Annotated in this window: 28 protein-coding genes; 11 read left to right on the plus strand and 17 right to left on the minus strand. The window is 63.7% G+C overall.

Annotated features, from left to right (window positions below):
* Positions 1-32 precede the first annotated feature (32 nt).
* The 5 genes from ACODRV_RS15820 (at position 33) to ACODRV_RS15840 (ending at position 2,371) form a co-directional block, all read left to right on the plus strand.
* The gene (locus ACODRV_RS15820; RefSeq protein ID WP_488908966.1) at positions 33-407 is read left to right on the plus strand and encodes a hypothetical protein; all 375 of its coding nucleotides are present in this window, start codon (positions 33-35) and stop codon (positions 405-407) included.
* A gap of 660 nt (positions 408-1,067) precedes the next feature.
* Positions 1,068-1,433 (plus strand): hypothetical protein, encoded by a 366-nt coding sequence (locus ACODRV_RS15825; protein ID WP_488908967.1) that lies wholly within the window; start codon positions 1,068-1,070, stop codon positions 1,431-1,433.
* A 50-nt stretch (positions 1,434-1,483) separates the two neighbouring features.
* On the plus strand, positions 1,484-1,684 hold the full coding sequence (locus tag ACODRV_RS15830) for a hypothetical protein (protein WP_488908968.1): 201 nt from the start codon (positions 1,484-1,486) through the stop codon (positions 1,682-1,684).
* 26 nt (positions 1,685-1,710) lie between these two features.
* Positions 1,711-2,136: a helix-turn-helix domain-containing protein gene (locus ACODRV_RS15835; protein ID WP_488908969.1), complete on the plus strand. Its 426-nt coding sequence runs from the start codon at positions 1,711-1,713 to the stop codon at positions 2,134-2,136.
* Positions 2,129-2,371, plus strand: coding sequence for a hypothetical protein (locus ACODRV_RS15840; RefSeq protein ID WP_488908970.1), 243 nt, complete (start codon positions 2,129-2,131; stop codon positions 2,369-2,371). Before ACODRV_RS15835 ends, ACODRV_RS15840 begins: the two co-directional genes overlap by 8 nt.
* A gap of 1 nt (position 2,372) precedes the next feature.
* Here ACODRV_RS15840 and ACODRV_RS15845 read toward each other — a convergent pair whose 3' ends face one another.
* Genes ACODRV_RS15845 through ACODRV_RS15860 form a run of 4 tightly spaced genes read right to left on the minus strand, consistent with a single transcriptional unit; the run spans position 2,373 to position 4,168 of the window.
* Positions 2,373-2,624 carry a hypothetical protein gene (locus ACODRV_RS15845; RefSeq protein ID WP_488908971.1) on the minus strand — a complete coding sequence of 84 codons (252 nt, stop codon included), beginning with the start codon at positions 2,622-2,624 and terminating at the stop codon, positions 2,373-2,375.
* 3 nt (positions 2,625-2,627) lie between these two features.
* Positions 2,628-2,903 carry a hypothetical protein gene (locus ACODRV_RS15850; RefSeq protein WP_488908972.1) on the minus strand — a complete coding sequence of 92 codons (276 nt, stop codon included), beginning with the start codon at positions 2,901-2,903 and terminating at the stop codon, positions 2,628-2,630.
* Positions 2,900-3,307 carry an XRE family transcriptional regulator gene (locus ACODRV_RS15855; RefSeq protein ID WP_488908973.1) on the minus strand — a complete coding sequence of 136 codons (408 nt, stop codon included), beginning with the start codon at positions 3,305-3,307 and terminating at the stop codon, positions 2,900-2,902. Before ACODRV_RS15855 ends, ACODRV_RS15850 begins: the two co-directional genes overlap by 4 nt.
* A gap of 54 nt (positions 3,308-3,361) precedes the next feature.
* The gene (locus tag ACODRV_RS15860) at positions 3,362-4,168 is read right to left on the minus strand and encodes a SprT-like domain-containing protein (protein ID WP_488908974.1); all 807 of its coding nucleotides are present in this window, start codon (positions 4,166-4,168) and stop codon (positions 3,362-3,364) included.
* A 129-nt stretch (positions 4,169-4,297) separates the two neighbouring features.
* Here ACODRV_RS15860 and ACODRV_RS15865 point away from each other — a divergent pair, with 129 nt between their 5' ends.
* The 5 genes from ACODRV_RS15865 to ACODRV_RS15885 all read left to right on the plus strand — a co-directional run bounded on the left by ACODRV_RS15865 (position 4,298) and on the right by ACODRV_RS15885 (position 9,276).
* Entirely contained in the window at positions 4,298-4,924 is a 627-nt protein-coding gene (locus ACODRV_RS15865; protein WP_488908975.1) for a hypothetical protein, read from the plus strand.
* Positions 4,924-5,673, plus strand: coding sequence for a hypothetical protein (locus ACODRV_RS15870; protein ID WP_488908976.1), 750 nt, complete (start codon positions 4,924-4,926; stop codon positions 5,671-5,673). The genes ACODRV_RS15865 and ACODRV_RS15870 overlap by 1 nt, the downstream gene beginning before the upstream one ends.
* Positions 5,670-6,563 carry a hypothetical protein gene (locus tag ACODRV_RS15875; protein WP_488908977.1) on the plus strand — a complete coding sequence of 298 codons (894 nt, stop codon included), beginning with the start codon at positions 5,670-5,672 and terminating at the stop codon, positions 6,561-6,563. Before ACODRV_RS15870 ends, ACODRV_RS15875 begins: the two co-directional genes overlap by 4 nt.
* On the plus strand, positions 6,560-7,939 hold the full coding sequence (locus tag ACODRV_RS15880; RefSeq protein ID WP_488908978.1) for a DUF4942 domain-containing protein: 1,380 nt from the start codon (positions 6,560-6,562) through the stop codon (positions 7,937-7,939). Before ACODRV_RS15875 ends, ACODRV_RS15880 begins: the two co-directional genes overlap by 4 nt.
* A 584-nt stretch (positions 7,940-8,523) precedes the next feature.
* Positions 8,524-9,276 (plus strand): hypothetical protein, encoded by a 753-nt coding sequence (locus ACODRV_RS15885; protein ID WP_488908979.1) that lies wholly within the window; start codon positions 8,524-8,526, stop codon positions 9,274-9,276.
* A gap of 4 nt (positions 9,277-9,280) precedes the next feature.
* Here the strand turns inward: ACODRV_RS15885 and ACODRV_RS15890 are convergent, their stop codons facing one another.
* Positions 9,281-10,165, minus strand: coding sequence for a hypothetical protein (locus ACODRV_RS15890; protein ID WP_488908980.1), 885 nt, complete (start codon positions 10,163-10,165; stop codon positions 9,281-9,283).
* A gap of 605 nt (positions 10,166-10,770) precedes the next feature.
* Between ACODRV_RS15890 and ACODRV_RS15895 the strand changes: the two genes are divergently transcribed.
* The gene (locus ACODRV_RS15895; protein ID WP_488908981.1) at positions 10,771-11,409 is read left to right on the plus strand and encodes a hypothetical protein; all 639 of its coding nucleotides are present in this window, start codon (positions 10,771-10,773) and stop codon (positions 11,407-11,409) included.
* Between the two features lie 3 nt (positions 11,410-11,412).
* Here the strand turns inward: ACODRV_RS15895 and ACODRV_RS15900 are convergent, their stop codons facing one another.
* The 12 genes from ACODRV_RS15900 to trbB all read right to left on the minus strand — a co-directional run bounded on the left by ACODRV_RS15900 (position 11,413) and on the right by trbB (position 23,341).
* On the minus strand, positions 11,413-11,754 hold the full coding sequence (locus ACODRV_RS15900) for a hypothetical protein (protein WP_488908982.1): 342 nt from the start codon (positions 11,752-11,754) through the stop codon (positions 11,413-11,415).
* A gap of 138 nt (positions 11,755-11,892) precedes the next feature.
* Positions 11,893-12,216 (minus strand): hypothetical protein, encoded by a 324-nt coding sequence (locus tag ACODRV_RS15905; protein ID WP_488908983.1) that lies wholly within the window; start codon positions 12,214-12,216, stop codon positions 11,893-11,895.
* A 212-nt stretch (positions 12,217-12,428) separates the two neighbouring features.
* Positions 12,429-13,781 carry a TrbI/VirB10 family protein gene (locus ACODRV_RS15910; RefSeq protein WP_488908984.1) on the minus strand — a complete coding sequence of 451 codons (1,353 nt, stop codon included), beginning with the start codon at positions 13,779-13,781 and terminating at the stop codon, positions 12,429-12,431.
* A 5-nt stretch (positions 13,782-13,786) separates the two neighbouring features.
* Positions 13,787-14,215 carry a hypothetical protein gene (locus ACODRV_RS15915; protein ID WP_488908985.1) on the minus strand — a complete coding sequence of 143 codons (429 nt, stop codon included), beginning with the start codon at positions 14,213-14,215 and terminating at the stop codon, positions 13,787-13,789.
* A gap of 1 nt (position 14,216) precedes the next feature.
* Positions 14,217-15,224 carry a P-type conjugative transfer protein TrbG gene (trbG, locus tag ACODRV_RS15920; protein ID WP_488908986.1) on the minus strand — a complete coding sequence of 336 codons (1,008 nt, stop codon included), beginning with the start codon at positions 15,222-15,224 and terminating at the stop codon, positions 14,217-14,219.
* On the minus strand, positions 15,225-15,917 hold the full coding sequence (gene trbF / locus ACODRV_RS15925) for a conjugal transfer protein TrbF (RefSeq protein ID WP_488908987.1): 693 nt from the start codon (positions 15,915-15,917) through the stop codon (positions 15,225-15,227). It lies immediately after the preceding gene.
* Between the two features lie 31 nt (positions 15,918-15,948).
* Positions 15,949-18,117 (minus strand): P-type conjugative transfer protein TrbL, encoded by a 2,169-nt coding sequence (trbL, locus tag ACODRV_RS15930; protein WP_488908988.1) that lies wholly within the window; start codon positions 18,115-18,117, stop codon positions 15,949-15,951.
* A gap of 202 nt (positions 18,118-18,319) precedes the next feature.
* Positions 18,320-19,078 (minus strand): P-type conjugative transfer protein TrbJ, encoded by a 759-nt coding sequence (trbJ, locus tag ACODRV_RS15935; RefSeq protein ID WP_488908989.1) that lies wholly within the window; start codon positions 19,076-19,078, stop codon positions 18,320-18,322.
* Positions 19,068-21,542, minus strand: coding sequence for a VirB4 family type IV secretion/conjugal transfer ATPase (locus tag ACODRV_RS15940; protein ID WP_488908990.1), 2,475 nt, complete (start codon positions 21,540-21,542; stop codon positions 19,068-19,070). Before ACODRV_RS15940 ends, trbJ begins: the two co-directional genes overlap by 11 nt.
* A 7-nt stretch (positions 21,543-21,549) precedes the next feature.
* Positions 21,550-21,843, minus strand: coding sequence for a conjugal transfer protein TrbD (gene trbD, locus ACODRV_RS15945; RefSeq protein WP_488908991.1), 294 nt, complete (start codon positions 21,841-21,843; stop codon positions 21,550-21,552).
* Positions 21,840-22,241, minus strand: coding sequence for a TrbC/VirB2 family type IV secretion system protein (locus ACODRV_RS15950; RefSeq protein WP_488908992.1), 402 nt, complete (start codon positions 22,239-22,241; stop codon positions 21,840-21,842). The genes trbD and ACODRV_RS15950 overlap by 4 nt, the downstream gene beginning before the upstream one ends.
* A 20-nt stretch (positions 22,242-22,261) precedes the next feature.
* Complete coding sequence (gene trbB, locus ACODRV_RS15955; RefSeq protein WP_488908996.1) at positions 22,262-23,341, minus strand: P-type conjugative transfer ATPase TrbB; 1,080 nt, start codon at positions 23,339-23,341, stop codon at positions 22,262-22,264.
* Positions 23,342-23,397: the final 56 nt, after the last annotated feature.

Below are 23,397 nucleotides of genomic sequence, written 5' to 3' on the forward strand. Positions count from 1 at the left end.
CGATCTGACGAACTCTCACTTCGGATACTCCTATGCGTCGTAGTCCTTTTGATATCCCGCTGGTGGCTTCGCCTTCACTGTTGCGGGAGCGTCTGGTTTTTAACCCGATGAAGACCGCCACGTCCTTGATGGTCGCCAGTGTGATCTTTGGTATCGGATTTTGGGGTTCCGCCGCGGCCGGTGGCGCGGGTAGGGTGGGCGATGCTCTCCTGTTTGCGGCGCCGTGGGTGCTGGCGGAGTTTCTAGGCTGGCTTTCCAGGGCCATTCCCTTCTTCGCGAAGCACACCGCCGCTCGCATAGCGTTGGTTGTGTTTCCCGTCTTCTACGTCGCGCATATGGTGCTTTGGGCCAACGGTATCGGCCCGTTGCAGAACGTCATGGCCCTCACGGGCTGGTCGGGTTCCTGATCGGGTCTTCCCTGTTCGTTTCGTCTGGCGGGCCTTGGTTCTAGATCCAAGGCCCGTTTTCTTTTCTGGATAGCTTCATGTCGCCGACACCTCAGGTCGATGAACTAAAGCGGCTTCTGATTACCCAGCTCGCCAACGAGATTCGGAGCTGGGGCGTGACGCAGAATGTGGCGGCGAAGCGGATAGCCGATGCGAGACTTTCGGAAAGGTCGGGAGCAATCCCGGCCTTTTTTATTGGTCTGACCACAACAGCCAATATATAATATAGGCCATATTCGACCCGCTATTAAGTGGAGAACGGTGTGTCCATCACGAAGCGTCCGGCATCTGACGATCTTCGACCAGAGCTTGGGCTTTTGAAGCGCCTGGTCGCTGGTGTCTGCGGTGCATACCTCGCCGCGGGTCTGCTGCTGCTGGTCGGATGGCCGATTGTCGGCCTTGCGCTCATGGCCTGCGCGGGCGCCAGCCAGTGTGCGCTCGTTGTCTGGTGGTGGTTTGCAGTCCGCCGTAGATGACGGCCTTTGAATCTTCCTAACGCATTGAAAACAATAGAGAATTTCGCATAACGGATTATGTGCGCGATTTTCCTGAGCGTTTTCAATGCCTTCCCGTCGGGCCACATTGGATGGGTCCGGCCTGTGCTTAGTTCTTGGGTGTTTCATGTTTGATCGTGCCGTTCAGTCTGACAGCCGCCGCGTAGCCAATCTTGACGGCTCTGACCCGATCCACCCTGTTCTCAAGTCGGCGATCCAAGATCCGACGACGCCCGCCGAGGTGAAGGCGGTCATCTTGGACATCCAGAAGCTCGATGCGGTCCAGGCTGCGTACGAGGCCCGTCTTTTCGCTCGCGCTCTCCGCACCGACGATCTTCCCGAGGATGGCCCTCTGGCCCGAAACCGCGCTTGGCGTCAGGCTTACGCCGACTGGCGGTCCGACTTCCCGAAGGAAGCCTACGTCAAGTCCGGTGATGCGTTGGCCCGGATCCTGGACGCACGGGCGGATGACGAACTGCGAGACCTCCTTTGAGGCCCGAGCCTCTGGCGGCTGTGGCCTCCATAGCAGGCGTCACGCAGAGCATGATCGCCGAGGTGGCCAATCACCTAGCCCATCACTACCGCGATCCTGAGGGCGGCTGGCGGAGTACGGCCGATGTCGCCGAGACGCTGAACATCACGCACCTAGAAGCTCGTCTGAGGCTCAATGCGGCGCAGCTCGCCGGGCTGTGCGAATGTCAGGTCTGGGAAAACCTCTATACGTGGCGGATCATAGCCCACTAGCCTGCCTCCTCTCTCTGGACAGTCCCATGCCCCGAATTTCGTCGCGCGCTACTGGCCCCGTACCGGACGACATCGATCCGATCGATAAACACGTTGGCGGTCGAGTGCAGATGATCCGCAAGGCCCGCGGCTTGAGCCAGGCCGAGGTTGCGAAACGGATCGGTGTGAGCTTCCAGCAGCTCCAGAAGTACGAGACAGGCGCTAACCGGATTAGCGCTTCGATGGTTTGGGAAATCGCCGATGCGCTGGCCGTTCGGCCGGACACGCTGTTCCCGGCCCTGGCGCTGGACGCCGAGGGAAACTGGAACGAGGCAAGCGCTCCATCTGCAAATTCGGACAGCCTGCCGGCGGCGCTTGCGAGGTTGCCGCTAAAGCAGCAGCGGCTTGTCATTGCGGTGCTTCGCGAGCTGCTGCCCGCTGTGAAGATCGATGGGGATGCTGAGAATGGTTGACTGCAGTAGCCCGGACCCGAGCCCTCCTGCACTCACCGCCGAGGAGCTGCTGAAACTTGTCAGCGCTGGCTTGGTCGTGAAAGTGGAGGGTTGGTCGATCAGTGCGGGCGAGGACCGCATCTGGTCAACAAATCCCTACGGGGTCGATGTCGGCTGCGCCCGCCTCGATCTTGCTGGCGCCCAGGGCGTGCTATCCGCCATCGAGGCGGACGACCACGAGAGGGAATGGGCCTAGTTTAAGGCCTACGCCTCCCTCCCTGCTTCGCCTGTAGCGCCGCAGAGAGGCGCGGCTTCCAGTTAAAGCGGTTCAGAGTTTCAACGCCGGCGTCATCGAGCAGGAAGCGCAAGCCGTTCTCCAGCCGATAGGAGAGCCGCCCGTCGGCTCGCGCGGCCATATACACCACGGGCGAGCCTTGGTTCTCCCGAATGAATTTCCCCGCGCGCGTGTCGGCTTCGGGCCGAGCTGGCGATTGAGAGGTGCCCAGCATCAATCAATCCCCCAGGTCGAATACGATACCGCCGCTGCCATCCTCGCGCGGTGACGCGAGCGGGGCATCATAGCCCTTGGCGCGAATGTGCCAGCGGCCGTGTTTTCTGAACGGCCGGCGCATGGCCTCAAACTCATCCGAGCTGACATACACCCGTGGATGGAGGCTCAGATCAGGGGCGTTGGCATTCGCCCATGTCCGGTAGTCTTCCAGCGCGAGCCGCACGGCTTCGTCCACCGAGATCTGCGAAGGATCCGGTCTTTGGCTTTCCACCGTCATGCCTCCCCGCTCACAGCACTTGAGCGACGGCGGGTCTTCGCCTGGGCGCGGGCGCTCGCCCTGCCCGCTCGACGCGGCGCGTAGGGTTCAACAGGTTCCTCGCTCTTAGCCGGCGGAGGGGCGGCCTTGTCCGCCTCCGGTTGGGCCACTTCCTCGCCCAGCTCGAACCTGGCCGACTTGCCATCGACCGTCAGGGTGACTTCCAGCCCGACCTTCTGCGCCAGCAGGAGCAGATGCGTGAGCGGGAACATTTCAACCTTTTCCTTCAACAGGTGGCTGATGCGAGACTGTGTCGTGCCGAGCTGGAGAGCCGCAGTCTGCTGATTGATCTTCCAGCCGCGCACGACTTCGGCGACGCGCGGGAGCAGGAGTTTCCTGACTTCAAGGTAGTGGTTTGCGGACATCAGCGGGCCTCATGGTTTGCCTAAGAATATACCCTGCTCGGTATTGCGGCAAGCCTAGACATCATCCGCCGCCGCGCCCGCCTGCTGGCCAGGAACGAACAGCGCTCCAACGTCCTTGACCGGCGCGAAAGGCAACAGGGTTGTCCCGCCGTCGAGGGAACAGAACAACGTCAGTCCCGGCTTTCCCCAGACGTTCACCTTCGCTTCGCGGCAGTGATATTTGACTCGCGTAGCCTTCGATGGGCGGGGCTCCTGTCCCTCCACGATCACGCCCGCCGCGATCAGCTCGGCGAGTGCTTCAGGTGCGGCGCCAGCCAGGCCCTCGCAATACCGATCATGCCACGAGATGCGGAACTTCTCAGTGACCAGCTTCTCGACGGCGGCCATGAAGGGTCCGCCCTCTATCGGATAGTCCGCCATCTTCTCGCCTGTCTGGGCTCCGCCAGGCTTTCCAGTCGATGACGGCATGAGGCCGACCGCCTTCATCTTCGCGGCAAACTCCCTGTTGTGGTAGCGCTTCCTGCCCGGATTGCCGAAGTGCGCCTGCCACAGATGCACCATCTCATGCACGATGGTTTGCAGCGTCTCCAGCAGACCGCCCGTCGCGAAATATGCCGGGTTCACCGCGATTTCATCCGTGAAGGTCTGGCCTGTTGAGCTGTTGATGAAGCGGCGGTGCGAGAAGTACCCGTAGGTCTTCTTCTCGCGCTGGAGCGTGAGCAGGCACGGCGGCAACTGGCTGTCGAAGAGGTGTTCGTTGAAGTGGTCGAACGCCTTTTGCAGCTCCGTATAGACGACCGCCGTGGGCGGTCCTGATTCAACGCCAGAAAGGGGGTCTGGAAGGTTCGGGGCGGGCGTCATTGGCGGTGCCGGAAAGCTGTCATTTGTTGGATTGTGCAATCCAATTCGCTTGATGTCGAGCGCTGATTATGGGATATATTACATATTCACCAAGCGGCCTTTGCCGCGCGGACACTCGGAAGTACCGACATGAAAAGCATCGGCGAAAGCCTCCGGCAGTACGATCTCGACTTCGCGCCCGAGGCGGCTTTCGTGCCGTCGCCGATCCCGCCGCGTCTGCTGCTCCTGGCTTGTTCCGCCACTAAGGCCGAGGGCGAGGGGCTGGCCGCGCGTGATCGCTACGATGGTCCGCTGTGGCAGACCCTCCGCGCTGTCGATCCTGACGGTTCGCGGGTGTTTGTGGCCTACCTGTCGGCAAAGTACGGGCTGGGTGACGCCCGGTCGCCCCTGCCCGATTACAACTCCGTTCTGACCGCCGAGAGCGCCCGCCAGATGGCCGCTGACGGCATTGGCGAGCTGTATCCTCGCGTGAAGCTGGACCAGAAGACCGATGCTGGGCGGGCTCGTGCGCTGGCCGCCGTCGGAAAGCGGGATACCGCCTGCCTCGTGGGCCTGCGGATGGTGCGAGAGCTGGGCCGTCCCTTCCGCGACGTGGCCGTGGTCGGGGGCAAGCATTACGTCACCGTCGGTTCCGCTTTCGTCGCTGGTCTGATCGAGGCCACCTACATCGAGCGCGACGCCAAGCTGACGGTCATCAACGACCAGATTGGCTATATGCGCGCCGGTCTCCGCTCTTGGATCGTGGGGGCCAACTGATGCGTGTCCTGATCGGTTGCGAGTTCTCCGGTGTTGTGCGGCGCGCTTTCGCCGCGCTGGGGCATGATGCGTGGTCGTGTGACCTGCTCCCCGCCAATGACGGCTCCAACCGTCACTTTGTCGGGGACGTGCGCGATTACCTGCACATGGATTGGGACTTGCTCGCGGTGTTCCATCCGCCGTGTACCCGCCTTTGTAACTCTGGCGTCCGCTGGCTCAGCGAGCCGCCGGTCAACGCTCCGAGCGATGCAACGGCGGCCGAACGGATGGCCTGGCCGACCATGCCTGTCGAGTGCAAGCGTCAAATCATGTGGCGCCTCCTGGACGAGGGCGCGGCCTTGTTCTCGGACCTCTGGGAAGCACCTATCGAGCGGATCGCTCTCGAGAACCCGATAATGCACCGCCATGCTCGAGAACGCATCCGCGACTTCCGGCCGCCCGCCCAGACGGTGCAGCCGTGGTGGTTCGGGGACAAGGCGTTCAAGGGAACGGGCCTGTATCTCCGCAACCTCCCGCCTCTCACGCCCACCAACAAACTGACGCCGCCCGCTCCAGGCACCGACGAACACAAGCAATGGTCTGGGGTTCACCGGCATAGCGGCTGGGGCAAGGCTGGAGCCGCCCGTTGGGCCGCGCGATCGCAAACCTTCCCAGGGATCGCCGACGCGATGGCCCAGCAATGGGGCGACCTCGACGGCATGACGCCGACCCAGCGCGATCTATTCGACCTGCAACGGGAGGCGGCATGACCCCCTCCCCTTTCTCTGGCGTTTCTGACCAAGACCAGATTCGGGTCGTTCTGCAGGACGGCGAAACCGTAGAAGGCAGCTTCATGGGCGTGGCCGGAATGGCGTTCGTGATCGTCCGAGATCCCGGCGCCCTGCTCGACCGATCAACTGGCCCGTTCAACGCGGCCGAGGTGGCGTCTGTGTCGGTCATCCGGCGCTGGACGGACATTCGGGCCGAACGGTTCGACCGTCTCAGGGGCGAGCGTTTCCCCGGCGCGGAGCCGCGCACGGCGATGGATTTCGAGTACCGCCTACAGCGCCTCGCTCGCGCGGTCGCGGAAGAGAAAGCCGCCTTGCGCCGCGCCGAGCTGGAGCGCCAGTTCGGCGACACGGCCGACCAGATCCAGTTGAGCATTGCAAAGCGCCGTTGGGTTCTGATGGAGGGCCGATGGAGCCTCGCGAACAACGCACCGCCCGCTCTGTCCGACCTATGGTCCGCGGACGTTGCTTCCCCATCGCTCATTGCCCGGCCGAGGCCACAGGACTTTGACCCTGATCCGGTCGTGCGGCGTCGGCGCGTCCCCCTTCCCGCACAGATCGCAAACGATCCGGGGTCAGTGCCAAATGTCGTCCGTTCCCTGATACGCGCTGGCCTTAAGGCTCGCGTCTCGCTGGCCGGCGACCCCGCCTGGAGCCGCGCCGAGGTGCAGATTGACCTACGGCCAGGACGTGCCGGGCGATTCATCGCGTCCGCCTGCCATGACGGCGAGCAGACGAGTTGGGCCCTAGCTTGGGGTGGAAACTACGGCCCGACCGCGACGCGGCATCACAACTCCGCCCGACGCCTACCAGAGTACGAGACTCTTCGCAGTATCATTCCCCGCCGTCCGAGTAAGCGAGTAGCTGCATGACACCCGGTTCAGACCTGATCCTCGCCGCGCCCCTCGAATTGATCGAGGCACACCGCAACGAGAGCTTGCGCGTGTTCGGCGAGGCCTTCGATATGATCGAGCAGGCTCTTGGCCACATGGCCAAGGCCGCTCCGTCCCAGCCGTCCCCCTACGTCCGCAACCTCGTTGAGCGCCTTTCGGAGCGCGGCCCCACGGGCAGGGCGCGGTTCATTGAGGCCGCCCGTCAGGATGTGGACCGGGCGACATGGCGTCACCTCCTATCGGTAAGCGGCATGGAGCGGCTGATGGACCAGACCGCCAAAAAGCAGTTTGACGAACAGCTCAAGACGGACCCGCCGGAAGTGTCGGCTGACACCTGTCGGGCGACCATGGCCGGTCTGTTCTTGGATGCGCCGACCATCTTCATGCGGGGTATCGCCGAGGCGTTCTCGTCGCTCGACCGCCGCTTTAAGTCCCACGACGGCTTCAAGGTCGGATCGCGGATCGTCCTAACCTGCGCGTTTAGCGAGCATGGATCGTGGAACTACCATAGCCGCGCCGAGGCTACGTTCAGGGACGTGGAGCGGACCTTCTGTGTGCTGGACAAGAAGCAACAGCCGGATCGCCAAGACGGCATCTTGGGCGTGATCGACGCCGCCCGGCCGAGGAACTTCGCTCCCAACAGTTTCACCATCGAAGACGAGTATTTTCGGGTTCGGGCGTTCAAGAACGGCAATCTGCACGTCTGGTTCAAGCGGGATGACCTTCTGCAGAAGGTCAACCAGCTCCTCGCCGAATATTACGGCGCCACGCTGGGCGACCGACGCCAGAAGAAGGCCGGGGCTCCTGAGCAGCGCGCCCCTGCTCGCCATTTCAGCTATTTCCCGACACCAGACGCCCCGGCGGCCGAGGTGATGGACGCGGCCATGATCCGACCGACTATGTCGGTTCTGGAGCCGAGCGCCGGGTGTGGCAGCCTGGCGCGTCGCGCGCTTGCCAGTGGCGCGCGTGTGACCGCTGTCGAGCTGGATCACCAGCACATCGAAAAGCTCCAGGGCCTCGCCGGCATCGAGCGCGTGATCCAAGGAGACTTCATCGCTCAAGATCCTGTCGTTCTTGGGCGGTTCGACCGTGTCATTATGAACCCGCCGTTTTGCGACGGCCGCGACGTGGACCACGTTCGCCACGCTCTGCGCTTCGTCGCTCCGGGCGGAAGGCTTGTCGCGATTATGTCCGCCGGGATTGCCTTCAAGGAGGACGCCGATCACGTCGAACTGCGCGAGCTGATCGCGGCGGCCGGTGGACGTATCCGCGATTTGCCCGCTCGCTCATTCTCCAGCGTCGGGACGAACATCAACACCTGTATTGTCACCATCCCTGTCGGGGGGCAGCAATGAAGTCCCTAACCCCTGCCATGACCCAGATCATCAAGAACCTGGCGCACGGACGGTATCTCGACGCCGGGTTCGCGGCGGGGCGTTCGACTTCCGGGGGGCTGACCGGAACGGTCGCAGGCCTCCAGCGGAGGGGTCTGCTGGATGGGCGTCATGGTCTCACCGACGCTGGCTGGGCCTACGCAACCGCGAACGGCCTATCCCCGATAGGCGGGGCCTGAACAGCGGTCGCGCCCGCCCCGCTTGCTTTTGACAGCAAAGCAGGCCCATCCTCCTCACGTAACGCGCGGCAGGAGCCGCAAGGTTCATCGGCACAGGCCGATCTACGCTCTGTCCCCTTTCAATCTTTCAGGCGCGCTTCGCGCCAAGGAACCGTCATGTCTGCATCGCCTGTCCCAGAATGGCGTCACAGCCCCGAATTCCGCCTCCGCCAGGCTGCTGAGCGGCTATACGGCCCCGAATGGTCAAGGCCCGTCTCGGAGGCGACAGGAATAAGTCTCAGGACGGTGCAGCGCGTTGCAGCCGCCATCAACGCTCACCGTCGCGATCCGCGCGCTGACTCTATCCTATCAGAGCTTCGGCAGCGCGTGGGCGACATCGTCGCTGGGATGACCGATGTTCGCGATAGCCTGACCTTTCAAATCGGGACCACGGATGACCTCGATGACCCGCTCTTGATCCCAGCCTACCTTCGGTCCCTTTCGGAACAATGCGAACCCTCGCAGTACGAAAGTGGATCGGGCTCGATCACTCTCTGGCGGTCTGATCTGAACCTGATCCTCAGGATGGCCCGAACGGCTGAGGACGCCAGGAACGACCTCTTACAAGCCGCCGCTTGGTTTTCTCATGGTGATGATCTTCCCCCCCAGGCGCGGGCCTTGGCCAACCGGGCTATTGAGCAATGGGGCGATTCAGGCGCAGCGACTGTTATCGACGGTAAGTGGCGGCTACTCCGCCTGCCGTGGACGCTGTTTCCATTTGTTGGCGGACAGCCTGAGAGACCAGCCTCAGACCATGCGATAGTTCCGCGCTCAATCATCGTCGCTTGCGACGATCAAGCCGCCGTCGCCGCTTTGCAGGCCTGGGCGAGCGAAGCACGAAGCGAGGTACTGCTTCGCGGACCGATTGAGACTCAGGTTGCCGGGGTCCAATCCGGTCCAGACATCAACCTGATTTACCTAGTGGTAGTCCCGCCTGAAATCGATGCGCTGGATGTTGGGCTCCAGATCGAAGACGTTTGCTATTGCACGGCTATAGTTGTCGGATTGACGCTAGAGGAGCAGGCCGAAATCAATCGCTTCTACGAAGACCTATATCCAGATGCCGGCGGCGACGGTTGAGGGCTCAATGCGCGGTTTTCGGATGCCGCTTCTGGAGGGCGCCCAGATAGTCGATGCAAAGAAGCGTATCCACGAATGCTTCCCAGAGAGACCATGCGAAGCGGTCAATCCAGACCGCTCCGGGTGTGTCCGCATAGGGTTTGCCGACAGGGGTGCGTTGCATTCTCACGAAATGCGCCTCGACGCCCGGATCTCTGGCCGGAACACCGGCCAACAACCCGCCCACGATCTTGACGAATTCGGGGGAATCTCCGTGTCTCTCCAGCGCAACACAGTCCAGGAGCAGCTTGTGCCACGCGGCGTTAAAGACCTTCTCAAACGCCGGGCGGGCGAGCGGCGTGAACAGGGTAGCGCCAAAATCCGTCGCGGCGCGGATTTGCTGAGTTCGGCTGAAGCCCGTCTTCAGATTATATTTCTCGCTATCCCATAGGTCGTACAGTTCGACCGCACGGCCCTCTACCACCTCGCTAAAGTCTCGGCCGGAAATGGACTCCAGCAGCACCCGCATCAACTCTTTTGCGATTGGCTCCCGACGTAGCATTTTGAACTGCGTTCTACGCTTTGCACCGATGCTCGCCTCTTCACCCGGCATCGCGTCCAGCATCAAACCGATGTGGTCGAGGAAGTATCTTAACCTTTGATCGCGGGCATAGGTGGCGCGAGCTTCGATATCGGCTGCGACGTAGTTCTTGACCCGCAACTCACATTCCGTCGTGAACGCCGATGACGCCTGATAGTGGGCGAAATAGTGCGTTGTCTCCTCCCGCACCCTCTTGAAAAGGGGTTCGCGGCAGTTCGGACAAACGACCTGATAACTCTCGCAGTCGCCGTATTCCAACAGCTCCGCCGGGACCAGCTCGCCGAGGATATTGCTGTAGCCTTGCCGCACTAGACACCCCTGAATCTACGCGGCCCGATTTTAGGCCATGACGCTCATTCTGCCGCAAGCCCTGAGGCCTCGATCATCTGAGGCCAGTCTTTCAGGTAGGTTGCGGAGCCCGCAAACCCTCGTGCCCGGCGGGGATGTCTAGCTGACCATGAAAGCAACCCTCGGCCGGCTGGGGACGCCCAAAAATCGGGGGTCTGATTGCTCCAGAGCGGCGATGCAGTTTCCCGGCTAAAGCCAATTCCGAACTCCTCGGCCAACCGGATAACCTCACTGACGGTCAGGCCGACGAGCGAGATCCTTGGCTCGTTCGGGCCATACTTGCAGACGTAGTATCCTCTGCCTTCGCTCCCGGCCGGGTCCGCATCAATCCAGCTAATCTTGGTCTTCGCACCTAGCGCGACGTGTCCTCGATGCCGGAGCCCGTCAGGGGCATCCTCTATGTAAGGCTCCGCGCTTCCAGCCAGGCCGCGAAAGGCCCGACCTCCAATCTCAGTGCTGTAGAAAAGATCACGATTCGACACAGCTACTCTCAGCTTACGGGGCTAGGTCTCGACCTCATGCCGCTATGAGTTGCAGCCTGCAACCGTCCATCAGGAATCAACACCATGAGCGTTATTCCAGCGTCAGGCCTCAAAGGCCCATCGACCGTCGGCGCGGCGTTCACCGCGGCGGTTCATTTGACCGCCCGCCTCCGCGAGTCCACGACCCATCGCGTCAGAGTTCGGTTCTGGGCGGCCCATCCCGACGCGCCAGACGGTGTGAGCATCTTCGCGACCGCGAAGGCGATGACGACGCCTCAGTTCGACGCCATCCAGGACAAGGGAAAGCGGTTTATCCCGTGGGCCGACTTGGAACGCGAGCCCGGCTGTCTTCTGACGATGATGGAGGAAGCCGCGGCGGAGATCGACGCGCTGATAACCGCCGCGCCGCCGCCTCCGCCCTCGCAATCCTCCGCTGTTCAGGACGCCGAGGACCTGGCTGAAATCAAGAAAATCAGCGATGGCCTGGCTGACGCCTTCCGGCAAAAAGCTTTGGTCGTTCTCACAGAGGCGAAGGCCAAAGGCTTTGACGGGGCGCTTCTGGCCGAAGCCGCCGCTTTGGGCGCCTGCTCGGCGGCCGGGTTCTTTGGGGTAGTCGCAGGAATGGACCGGTCAGAACTCCACCGCTCGATCAACGATGCCTTGGTTGCGTCCGAAGACGACCTGCAAGCGGCCCGTCTCAAAAGCTATGGGCCGCTCCAGTAGGGTTCAGGTCGGGTCTGAAAACCAGACGACCTCAAACCACGCCTCAGGGTCGCGCCCGTAGCCCAGCTCCCGCATCAGCCAGAGCCATTCGTCCTTCATCGGTCGCATCGGGGTTCCGGCTCCAGTCGTCCAGTAAAGCGAACGGGGACCGCCACAGGCCTCGCAGCCGTCAATCTCGTTCCAGATCACGTAGCGGCGGCCGACACGGCCCAGGTACTCTCCGGCATCCCACGGGCGCCATTGTCCGCATCCGTGGCAGCGCCAGCGAACCGCGCCGCCCCCATCCAGACAGCGGCAGGCGTCCGCCACTGACGGCAGGTTCCTCCAGTCGTTTCGTTGCCTCATGCCGCCGCCCATCCCTACCGGATGCGCCAGTCGCTTGCCGCCTGCAAGCGTGGCCCTTCATGCCGCGCTAGCAGCTAAAACGAAAAAGGGGCCGCCTTCGGCGACCCCCTCGACCTAGTCTCTTCTGTCCTGGCGTTCCTACGCTTCCGCGTCGTCCTCTGGCGTCGGCGGCGCGGGCGGGGTCCACGATCCCCAATCCACCTTCCCGAGATCCGAGGTGTAGGTGATATCGACCCCCAGAGCGATGCTGTCGGGATTGGCCAGCTTGATCGCTGCCGGCGGCGTGAAGTCGTCCGGCAGAGCTTTATGGATGTAGTCGGCCGCGATCAGATGGGCCGCGACACGGGCCTTGGCGACACCGTCGAGGACCGTCGCATTGTCGGCTCGGGCGAGATAGAGGCCGTCGCTCAAATAGGGCGGCGCGTCGTTGCGTGAGACGACGAGCTGGAAGAGGTAATACATTCGGTTTTTCTCCTCGCGCGGTCGGGGTTTGGTGGGGCGCCGCGCTCGCCCGATGGATCACAAATCGCGTCGCCGGCAGAGCTTCGCAAGGCCTGCAACGGCAAAGGGGACCGGCGCGCTTTCCGGTCCCCTCCAGCCTGGCTCTGCGATGGGTGGTCGCCCCGCCTGCTGGCAGAGCGGACGGCCGGTGAAACCGCCCGCCCATCCCAATTTTACCGTGCCCGCCACTCCCTCAGAATGAGGTCTTGCGTCACCTGCACGTTAAGCAGGAGGCCGGGGCGCAGCGTGAGCGTCGGCTGAACCTGCATCCGCCTTCTTGCAGTCTCTTGGCCGAGTTGGCCGATTTGCTGGCCGAGCTGGGCCGCCGCCGTTTGACCGGCGGTCTGGTTCTCGCCGTTCGTCGCCTGCGGCTGTGAGAGCTGGGCGCCGGCCGCGAAGATCGAGAGGAAGATCGCGCTGCCGAACGTCTGACCATAGTGGTTGTTCACCCGATCGCGCATCCCGGCGTAGCCCCCCGCGTCAGCACCCGGCATCGATCCGATGTCGATGGACGAACCGTCCGGGTAGATGATCCGGTTCCAGGCGACCAACACGCGGCTTTGGCCGGTCGTGACGGTGCTGTCGTACATCCCGACCAGCCGCGCGCCTTGCGGAATGAGCAGACGACGGCCCGTGGCCGTGTCGTACACATTGCGCGTCACCTGGGCGGTGACTTGGCCCGGAAGGTCGCTGTTCACGCCGCCGGTCAGAACGGCCGGAATGACCGATCCCGCCTTGATTTCGTTCGGCGAAACCGCGCTCTGAACACGGCCCGAAGCGTAGGGGTTGCGACCGCCACTGTTCTCCATGAAGGAGCGCTTGTCCTCCTGGCGGTTCAGATCGGGCATAGCCTCACCGCCGCCCGACCCTCGCGGCATCGCCGGCATCGCTGGCGCACCGCCCATCGGAGGCATCGCACCAGCTCCACCGGACGGCATCGCCGGACGGTTCTGCGTCGCGGCTCCCCGCCGGTCACGGACCTCTACCGCCGACTCGGCACCAACGGCGTTGAACGCCTGTTCCCTGCGGGTCTGGACGGCTTGTTCGCGCTGTTGGTGGTAGCGTTCCCACGCGGTCGCATAGGGGTTCATCGGAGGGCCGACGGGGTTCTGCTGCACGAGCTGGGGCGGCGGCGGTCCGCCAGCATGGATCAGCTGCGCTTCTTGGCCTTCGGACAGCGCGGGCAAGGCGCCGTATCCGGTTTCAGGTTGCGCGATCCCACCTTGCGGCGCGTTGGTCAGAAAGTCCGGCGCCGTCTGGCCGGTGCGTTCCCGCCCGGCCTTCTCGGCGACGGCCTCCGCCGGAGCATTGGCGCCGCGGTTCTTCTTCTCAGCCCGCTCATTCACGGTATAGACCATCACCATCGAGATTAGGCCGATGGCGACGCCGGCAATGATGATCGGCTTCTTGTTGACGATCTTCACGCCTTCGGCGCGCTTCGGAGGGGCGCCGAGAATATCGGGCGAAGCCGGAGCCTCCTGCTTATCCGGCTTGGGCTTGAACCATTCGCGGTCCTGCAATCCCATCGGCGTTACTCCTTAACCGTCAGCGGACCGGCAGGGCGATACTCGCCATGGCCGTCGCGGACATACAGTTGCGTGGATTCCCGGCCATCGATCACGAGCCTGAGAATGATGCTGTCCTGCCAGCCGCCGGTCAGGTGATACTTCACCTCATGGGCCTCCCGGCTAACATCCCGATGCGTGGCCAGCGCAAATCCCGCGCGGCGCAACTCGCCATCGAGCGCGGTCGAAAGGGGATCGCGGCCGCACCGATCATGCGGAACGACGTACAGGGTAGTTGCTGCGGGCGGCAGACGGTCCGACAGGAAGGCCGTCGTCGCTGCCGCGATGCTGTTGGCCTCGTCGGCTTTCAGGGGGATCGAGGTCGATCCCACCTGGCCGCCGCCGAGACCCAGCGCGCAGAGCCCGCTTGCAAGCGCGAGAGCTGCAATGGACATATCAGCCCTCCCCCGCGCGGATGATTTCGACCTTCACCTGACGGCGGCCGACGCCGCTAATCAGCGCGCCACGGTCGAGAACCTGATCCACCACATACCTGTCACCATCGACACGATAGTTGATGATTTCGGTGCTGTTGCCCGCGCCGATACCGACGAGCGCAGGAGCAGCGCCATTCGTCATGCTGGGCGGGAACTGAATGTAGGTTTTCTGGCCGTCCGAATAGACGCGCAGGGGACGCCAGGACGGACTATCGCCCGCGATCCTGAAACCGAAGTCCAGACTTGCGACCGTCATCCCTTCGGTCTGCGGAAGCACCGTCGCCCGCTGAACGTCCAGGGCTCGCGCCGCCTCGACGGCTTGGGCCGCCCGCTGGTTCGCGAGGTAGTTTTCCCATTCCCGGCGTTGCTCGTCAGGATAGGAGAAGGCGACGCGCGGCATCCATTCCGTACGGTGGCTGACCAGCTTGAGCACGTAGGTACGGCGGTCCGTCGTGACGACAAGGTTCGTGTCCAAACCCGCGTCCGTCGGCTTAATCAGGACGTGCGTCACCGCCTCCGCGCCCCGGCCGCTCTGTGCCGGCGACACGCGCCACCGAACGCTGTCGCCGAGGTTGATGTCGTTCACGACCTCGCCCGGCTGGAGCATCAGATCGCAGACATACAGTGGCGCGCAGACGATGGACGGCAGGTTTTCGCCGAAGCCGAAGATTGCGGCCCCTTCCGTGCCCGTGGCGGGCCGCGACGTGCCGCCTTCATAGGCGTTTGCGATGGAGACACCCGCTCGCTCACGCTCCGTCAGGCGCGGGTTGGCTCCCATGACCGTCGGGATCATCGGAGGCGCGTATCGAGGATACTCCGGCTGGGCCGGACCGGAAGGCGCGGCGGCCGGAGCGACCGCAGCCGTCGCAGGGGCCGACGTGTCCAGCGCCGGAACCTGCTGGGCTGTCGCGGCCGAGGCGGCGGCGAAGGCGGTCAGAGCCGCCGAGACGAACAGAATCTTTTTCATTTACGAGGCTCCTTGAAGCCGCTGCGACCAGCTCACGGCGTTGACGTAGATCCCCAGCGGGTTCGTGAGGATTTTGGCTTCGTCGGTGGACGGGACGATCTTCGTCTCGATCACGCCCGACCATTGCTGGCGACCCAGCTCAGTGCCGTCGCGACCGCGACGGACCTCGACCCACTCCACCCGCCAGCTATTGTCGCCGACCGGCAGAACCGATTGCACGTCCACAGCCACGCTCTCGTTCTGGGCGCGTTTGAACGGGTCGTTGTTCTTCATGTGTTCGGTGACGGTCTGGAAGCCCGCGCCGCTCTGCTCAAGGTACGAATAGGCCTTGAGGATTTTCTCGCGGGTCGCCGTCGTATCGAAGTGAACGCTTCGGACGTTCACGATCCACTCGCCCATCGCCGCCCTGATAACGGCCGCATCCGGTCGCGCGGCCTGCGTGGCCGGTCCGACCGGAAGGACGGTGCTGAGTTGGTCCACCTGGACCACATACGGCACGACCTTTTGCTGGTGAGCCACGGCAACCATGCCGAACGCCAGGACCATCGCCGTGCCACCCGAAATCAGGCCGAACCAGCGCCAGGTCTGCGCGCTTTTAATGTAGTCGCCGTAGCGCTCCAGATACTCCTTGCGAGCGAGCAGATACAGGCTTTCCGATCCGACCGGCTTCGCGCCTTTAGGCTTGCTGAACATTGTTACGTTCCTCTTGGACTATGACCGGGGCCTACTGGCCCTTGGGGGTTTTCGGGCCGGGCCGGATACCGCTGGCCCGTTCGCTAAGGGTGACGGCCCTACGGGCCGGTTTCGGCGGCGGCGATTTCGCCGGTTCGGCTGTGACCATCTTCGCCGTCGGCGGCGCGCCTTGGACCGTTCCCGACGGCGTCGCAGGCGGCGCATCGCTCGACAGCGGCGGTGAAGCGTTCGCCGAAGAAGCGGCCGGGGCGGCTTGCGAACGGCTGGCCGGTCCGCCGCCGGCATCAGAGGCCGCCGCTCCCGAAATCGTGGAGCCGGTCGAAGGCATCGACGCGGCATCGTCACCCATCACCGCAGATGCGGCAGACGAGTCGGGCGCCGCGCTGATCGAGCCACCTTCGGAGACCCCGCCCGGAGCCGAACTGGAAGCACCTTGGACGGTCTGGCTCTGCCCGGTCTGATCCGCTCGGGCGGCTTCGCCAAGCGCCGCGGCAACAGATGCGATTGCCTCTCCCTGCCCCGGCGTTCCCGTCGCCGCGTCCAAGGCCGCCGTAGCGGCGGTGTCCGTCAAGTTCGGACCGGATCCGCCAGCTCCAGCACCGCTGACCGTGGCCGAGGGCGATGACCGTTCCGATGCTTCGGCCGCGGCCAGACCCGCAGACGCGGACTGAGAAGGCTGCGCGCCGGGGGCTTGGGCCCCTGCGCTAGCGCCCTTGCCAGCGCCGCCCGCCGAGGTGCCGTTCGATGCGGCTGATCCGCCGCCAGCAGCAGCACCCGTCGCAGCAGCGCCGGTGGCCGCCGTCGCTGCCGCATCAGCGGCCGACGAGCTGGGTTTTGCGTCCGACGACGGCGCTGCTCCACGGATAGGTTCGGACCCTTCGCCGGGTCCGCCGCCAGCCGGGCCGCCCGGTCCACCAGGACCGTCCGGCGAAATCGTCCCGCCCGCTTCGGGCGCAGCCGCCGCCGCAGCAGCAGCCACGGGTTCAGGGGCCGCCGGTTTCATGCGTTCCTTCTGCATCAACCCGGCCTGATCGTGGAGCGAGGCCCCGATGCTGGCCGGGGCGTTGCCTGCCCTCACACGGCCCGACAGCCGTTGCCCGGCATCGTTCATGGTTCCCTTCGCCAGGTTGGCCATCGTGCCGCCGACCAATGCGCCAGCACGGCCGAGGCCCGTCGTCGGGCCAGTACCGGCGGCGTCAGCGGTCTTGAGCTGTTCGCTGGCCAGCTTCGCCGCACCGCTCATGGCCATGCCGCCGCCAGCGGCGACGGCGAGGCCGCCTGCAACACCGCCAGCGATAGCGGCGGCGGCAGCGCCGACAGGGTTGGCGGAGGCCATCGACGAGCCATTAATCATCGACTGAACGATTGACGGCACGGTGAAGGCGAGGGCGAGCATGACGACCGACGCCCCCAAGATCTCGCAGACCATCCGCATGTCTTCGGCAAAGACGCCGCCGTTCAGGCCATCCAGCCAGTTGCGGATCATCGCTTCGGCCAGGCCCACGATGATCTGAACTGTGAACAGCTTGGCGCCGACCGAAACGCAGTAGGTCAGCGTCTTGATCGCGATGTCCTTCGTCCAGCTCGATCCGCCGAAGCCCATCAGGAGAACAGCCGCCGCCATCACGAGATAGCTTTCGACCAGCGCGATAATCATGAGCGCCGCCAAGATCGCGAACACCACGACCATGACGATGCCGGCCAGCATCAGGGCGATCCCCTTCGGGATGTCCTGCAAGCCCAGCTCTGTGCTCATAATCTGGTCAGCCATGGTCGCCCCGGCGTTCCAGATGTCTGAGGGCCGCATACCGCCCGAGCCCCCACCGGCTTGCGCCGCCGTGTTCCCGGCTTCGCGGAAGCTGTTGACAATGGCCGTGGCGATTTCGCCCGACGAGGTCATCAGCCAGTAGAAAAACAGAATGGTCATCAGGCGAGTTACGAACTCGCCCATGAAGTCTCCGAAATCACCGCCGCGAAGGGCAAGGCGCGTGAACGACCATGCAAATTCCAACGTCGCCAAGAGGGCGAACAGACCGATTGCATAGTTGCGAAGCGAGGCGCCCATCGCGGCGGTGTTGTCGCGATAGAGGTTGGTGATTTGATCTAGGGCGTTCTGCGCCAGTGCCGGTTCGGCGGCCAGCGTCACGGCAAGGACCGTCGCCCCGGCGATCAGAAACTTGGAGTTATCCGAATGGCGCATCACAGTTCTCAGTAGGTTTGGCCGTCGTAAACAGGACCGCCTTGGCGATCCTGTTTCGGGGCTGGCAGCGCCTCGCGTTCAGACGACGCGGGCGTTGCCTCGATGGGCTGGGAGGGCGAAGCGGCCTGTTCGCCGCAAGCGGCGATAGCCAACGCCAGGACGAGGGCGGGCGCGGCGAGCGCCAAGCGGCACAGGCGGCGCATCAGTAGGTTTCGCCGTTGTAGATCGGCTCGCGCGGCGCTTGGCCGAAGAACTCCCGGTTCCGGGCAGCGCTGACGGCGTCGCGGTCGGCCTCGATCTGGAGCGCCTGCGCTTGCAGATTGACCTGCATCATCACCAGTTGGCGAAGACGCTGAATCTGGGCGACGTTCTCAGCCGCCAGCTCGTTGCCGACGGCGAGGGTCTGTTGATGGCCTTGTGCGTTCCGGGCTTGGCCCTGGAGACGGCGCAGCAGCTCTTGCTCGCCGGCCATGCCCTGCGACTGAACGCCCAGCGCCCGCAGCGTGGTTCTGACGGAGTCGGTCGATTCCGCGTTCCACTGACGATACTTGTCTTGCAGTTGGGCGGCGCCCACGCCCGCCTGATTGTAGCTGTCGAAGGAGCCGTACCGCTCGGCGAACAGGCGGTCGAGGTCCGACGCGGTATAGGACAGGCCTTGGGCGCGTTCGTAGATGGAGTTGACCGCGGCGATGTCGCGGGTCAAGTCGCTGAACAGATGATCCGGCAGGGCGGCGCCGTCGCGCATCATCTGCTCATAGCTACGGATCTGGGTTTGGAGTTGCTGTCCAGCCGTGGCGAGCTGTTCGAGCTGGGTGGCCTGCTCCATCAACTGCGTGAAGATATTGGAGCAGTTGCCGCAGATGACGGCCTGTTGCGCCGCCGCAGGGGTCGGACTGACGGTCACGCCCGCGACCACCAGCATGACGGCGGCGGTGGCGGCGAGGAGAGATTTACGCAGCATTTTGGACCTCGGATTGTTGGGGGATCAGGTGGCGGTACTCAACGCGGCGTTCGTCCAGCCAGCGGTAGGGCCAGGCTGCGCCGTGCTCTCTTTCGAGCTGGGCGACGCGGGCGCGATCCTCTTTCGAGGACGTGCCGGCGAAGGCGAGCGTCAGGGGGTCCAGATCGAGTTGGATCAGACGCCGCCCTGTGGGCTGGCCGATGTAGTAGTCGCGCTTACGATGGGCCTGGCCGATGATTTCGACCTCGCGCTCATTGCAGCCGAGCAGGCCGTAAAGCTCGGCCGACCGTTCGGCCTCGCCGTTAGCGAGGAAGATTTTAGTCGGGCAGCTCTCGTTGATGATCCCGACAATTCCGCTGTCGGCGATGTCCGCGAGGCTCTGGGTCGCGAACAGGACAACCCCGTTCGCCTTTCGGAATACCCGCAGGTATTCGATGATCTTCGCACGGACGAGTTCGTTGGCCAGAACCACCCAGCCTTCGTCAATGATGACGAGGGTCGGTTGCCCCTTCATGGAGCGCTCAATCCGGTCGAAAATGACGAGCAGGGCCGGGCTTGCCGCCTTCGGACCCATGTTCAGCAGTTCTTCCATTTCGAAGACGCTGAACACGTTGCGCCCGACCATGTTGGGCTCTTCGTGAACATCGGCCCCGAGCATTTCGCCCAGACCCTTCTCCGTGTAGAACCGCATCGCCTCGCGGATATCCCGCTCCTGGACGATGTTGATGAAGTGCCCGAGCGAGCGTCCCTCCGGTCGCGTGGACAGGGTGTTCAAAGCATCGCGGATCAAGCCGCGCTGATCCGGCGTGACCGGCTTGTTCGCCGACAGTTGGTACATGACCTCGATCAGCTCTTGGGACTTGAGCCGGTCCGCGGCAGTATCGAGATACTTCAGCGGACAGAGCTTCGGCGTGTCGTGGCCGTCGGGCGACATATCGAAGTGGTTGCCGCCGCAGGCCTTCACCGTCGCTTCCATCGACGCGCCCTTGTCGAACACGCAGATCGTAGCGCCCTCGTAACGCCTCCATGAGAGAGCCGAGTACGCCAGCAACACCGACTTACCCGACCCCGTCGGACCAAGGACGAGCGTGTGTCCCAGATCATCGACGTGGAAGTTCAGCCAGAAGGGCGTGGCGCCCGTAGTGGACGCCAGGAACAGCGGCGGCGAGTCCGGCGGGAACAGCTTGGACGGGTTCGTTCGGCTCCCCGGCCAGACGGTCGAGAGTGGAGCCATGTTAGCCCATGCCAGCGTGTGCAGCAGCGGGCGGCGGATGTTCTCATGGGTATGGCCCGGCAGACTTCCGAGCCAGGCTTGCAGGGCATTTTCCGTCTCGACGCGGGTGTTGAAACCGAGCTTCGCGATTTCGGCCGCGACGATCCGGGCGTTCTCCTGCAACCTGCCGAGGTCTTCATCCATCAAGACGATTACAGGCGTGGCGTAGCCGAACGACACGAGCGCGCTTTGCGCGTCGGTCTCTGCCGCCCGAACTTCGTTGGCCATCATGGCCGCGTCTTCGTTGATCTGACCGCTGTTCTGCTTCGTCAACTGGTCCATGAACGGCCTGATCTGCTGCTCCCAGCGCAGGCGGTTCCTTTTCAGCAGATTCAGCGCGGTTTGCTGTTCCAGATGGATGAACCGGTAGGACGCCCGATACGGGATCGCCATGTGGTTCAGCACATCAAGCACACTCGGCCAGACTTCCGCCGGATATCCTTCGATGCCGACCACGGCGATAAACTTCTCGCCCAGCTTCGGATTATGGCCGTTCCACAACGCATTCGCGCTCAGCGCCGTGTCCAGGTACATCCCGGTCAACGGCACATTGATGGCCGGCGAATTGCCGTTCACGCAGTAGTTGATGTAGTTCAGCAGCTCGTCGCGCTGGACCTCGTGTCCGTCGATTTCGTCCGTATAGGTCTCCATGCGCTGCATCTGCAGAACGTCGAGAAGATCGTCCTCAAGCTGATTGAGCGACTTGCTGAACGTCTCCAGGTGCCGGTCAAGGTCGCGGCCCACCTCCTTCACGCCGCCGTCGTGGAACTGGCTGGCCAGCCAGTTGCGGCTCTTGGACGGCGGCATGTATTTGACCGTCAGGACCTGTTGCGTGACGTAGTGCTGGCCAACGCGCGTCGCCCGCTCACGGCGGGCTTCATCGACAAGCTGGGAAATCGGGTCGGGGAAGTGCGAGTCCTCGCGGGCCGAGTAGCTGGAGACCGGCAGGCGGACAGAGTCGAACGTGGTCGCATACTCGTTTCCGAGCCGCGCCAGGGCGCGGTTCACGCGCCGGGAAATGAGGTTCAGCCGCGCATTCGTGGCGCTGGCGGTGTCCTCGCCCGAGAAAAAGTAGCCGGCGAGAAGCGCACCGTCCTTGAGCTGAATGACGCCGTTTCCGACCAGCGCGAGGGGGTTCAGAAGGTCCGAGACGCCTTTGGCCTTGGACCGATGGTGTGTGAGGCTCAGCATGGCTTCCCTACTTCTTCTCGCTGCGCCAGTGCAGCGGAGTGGCCGGGTAGTATCCGGCGTACTTGATGGCGCGGATGTAGATGGCGCTCATGCGAGGATCGGCCTTCGCCATTTGGCGAAACAGGAAAAGCAATCCGACCCACAGGGACACGCCGACGATGGCAGCGGGGAGGTTCATGGCGGAAATGATGATCCCGCCGCAGACCGATCCCGCCGAGAGCACCAAAGACCGCTCACCGCCCAGCATCAGAGCTGGGCGGTGCAGGGCTCGATGCAGCGGGGTTCGCTGCAACTCCGTCACGACAGCGACGCCGCCCCGGCCTGAACGATCGGCATGTCGATCACGGCGCCGACGCCGAAGACGCTCGACATGATGTTCACCGCGAAGACGATGACGGCGATGACGATGGTCAGGATCATGAAGCGGCGCAGAAACTCGTTCATGTCGCCGCCCATCGCCAGGCCGATACCGCAGCCGACGACAGCCAGGACGGACACGCCGAAGGCGACCGGGCCGGTGATCGAGTCCACGACCCGTTGCAGCGGGCCTTCCCACGGGAGGCCGCCGCCCGAGGACGAGGCTTCAACGATGCCAGGAAGGGCCAACCCGAAGGCGAGCGCGGCCAGAAGGACCAGCGCAGGCGCCGGTCGGCGCAGCTTTCCGCCGCGCTTGTCGGCGGCCACAGCGATTGCAGTCATATCGAGTAATCCCTTTCGGATCAGATTGAGGTGGTGAGGTAGTTCTGACCGTCCCAACCGTGGACGTGCAGCAGCTCGCGGATGCGACGGCCCTCAGCCGTCTTCGCGATCACGACGACGAAGTTGATCGCCTCCGCGATTTGGGTCTGGGCGGCGGCCGAGGTGCCCTCCGCCACCAGATTTTCGATACGGGTCAAACCCGCGCGGGCGTCGTTCGCGTGAACGGTCGCGCAGCCGCCGGGGTGTCCCGTGTTCCAGGCCTTGAGAAGCGCAAGAGCTTCCGCGCCCCGCACCTCGCCAACCGTGATCTTGTCCGGCCGAAGGCGCAGGGTCGCCTTAAGGCAGCTCTGCATCGAGAAGTTCACGTTAGCGCGGAGCGCCACCACGTTTTGCGCCGAACATTGTAGCTCGGCCGTATCTTCGATGATGACGAAGCGCTTTTCGGGGAAGGCCTCAGTCGTTTCGAGGATCAGCGCGTTGACCAGTGTCGTCTTGCCCGACCCCGTACCGCCCACGACGAGAATGTTCTTGTGCTCGCGGATCGCCTGCTTGATCGCCGCGGCCTGGCCGGGCTCCATGGTCCCGCTCTCGACATACTCGTCAATCGTGAACACACGCGACGCCTTCCGGCGGATCGTGAAGGACGGCGCTGTGACAACGGGAGGGATCAACCCCTCAAACCGGCTACCGTCCAACGGCAGCTCACACTCGAGAACGGGATTTGCGACCGTGACGGTCGTATTCAGAATACCCGCGATGATGTTCAGGATTTCGGTCGCCTGAGACGGGACCATATAGCCGCCCTTGACCATCGGCTCGCCCAGCCGTTCGACCCAGAGCGAACCATCCGGGTTCAGCATCACCTCGATCACGAGCGGATCCGAAAGCCACTCAACGATGGTCGGCCCGAGCGCAGTTTCGAGTTGCTTTCGGTCACGCCGGAGGCGGCGTTGCTCGCCCAGATCCAGAACGGCCCCAGGTCCGTCCGATGGGGCGCCTGCAAAGGCGGAATTGGCCGCGCTTTCTTCTAACACGGGATCACCTGTTCGCTGTCGGTCGCCCACCCAGCGACCACGGATCAGACTGCCATGCGCCACCATCCGAGCCAAGCGAAAAAATGTAGTATCCTCCATATTTTGAGAGCGCCAGCCGCAAA

The organism is Brevundimonas sp. FG8 (assembly GCF_057808845.1).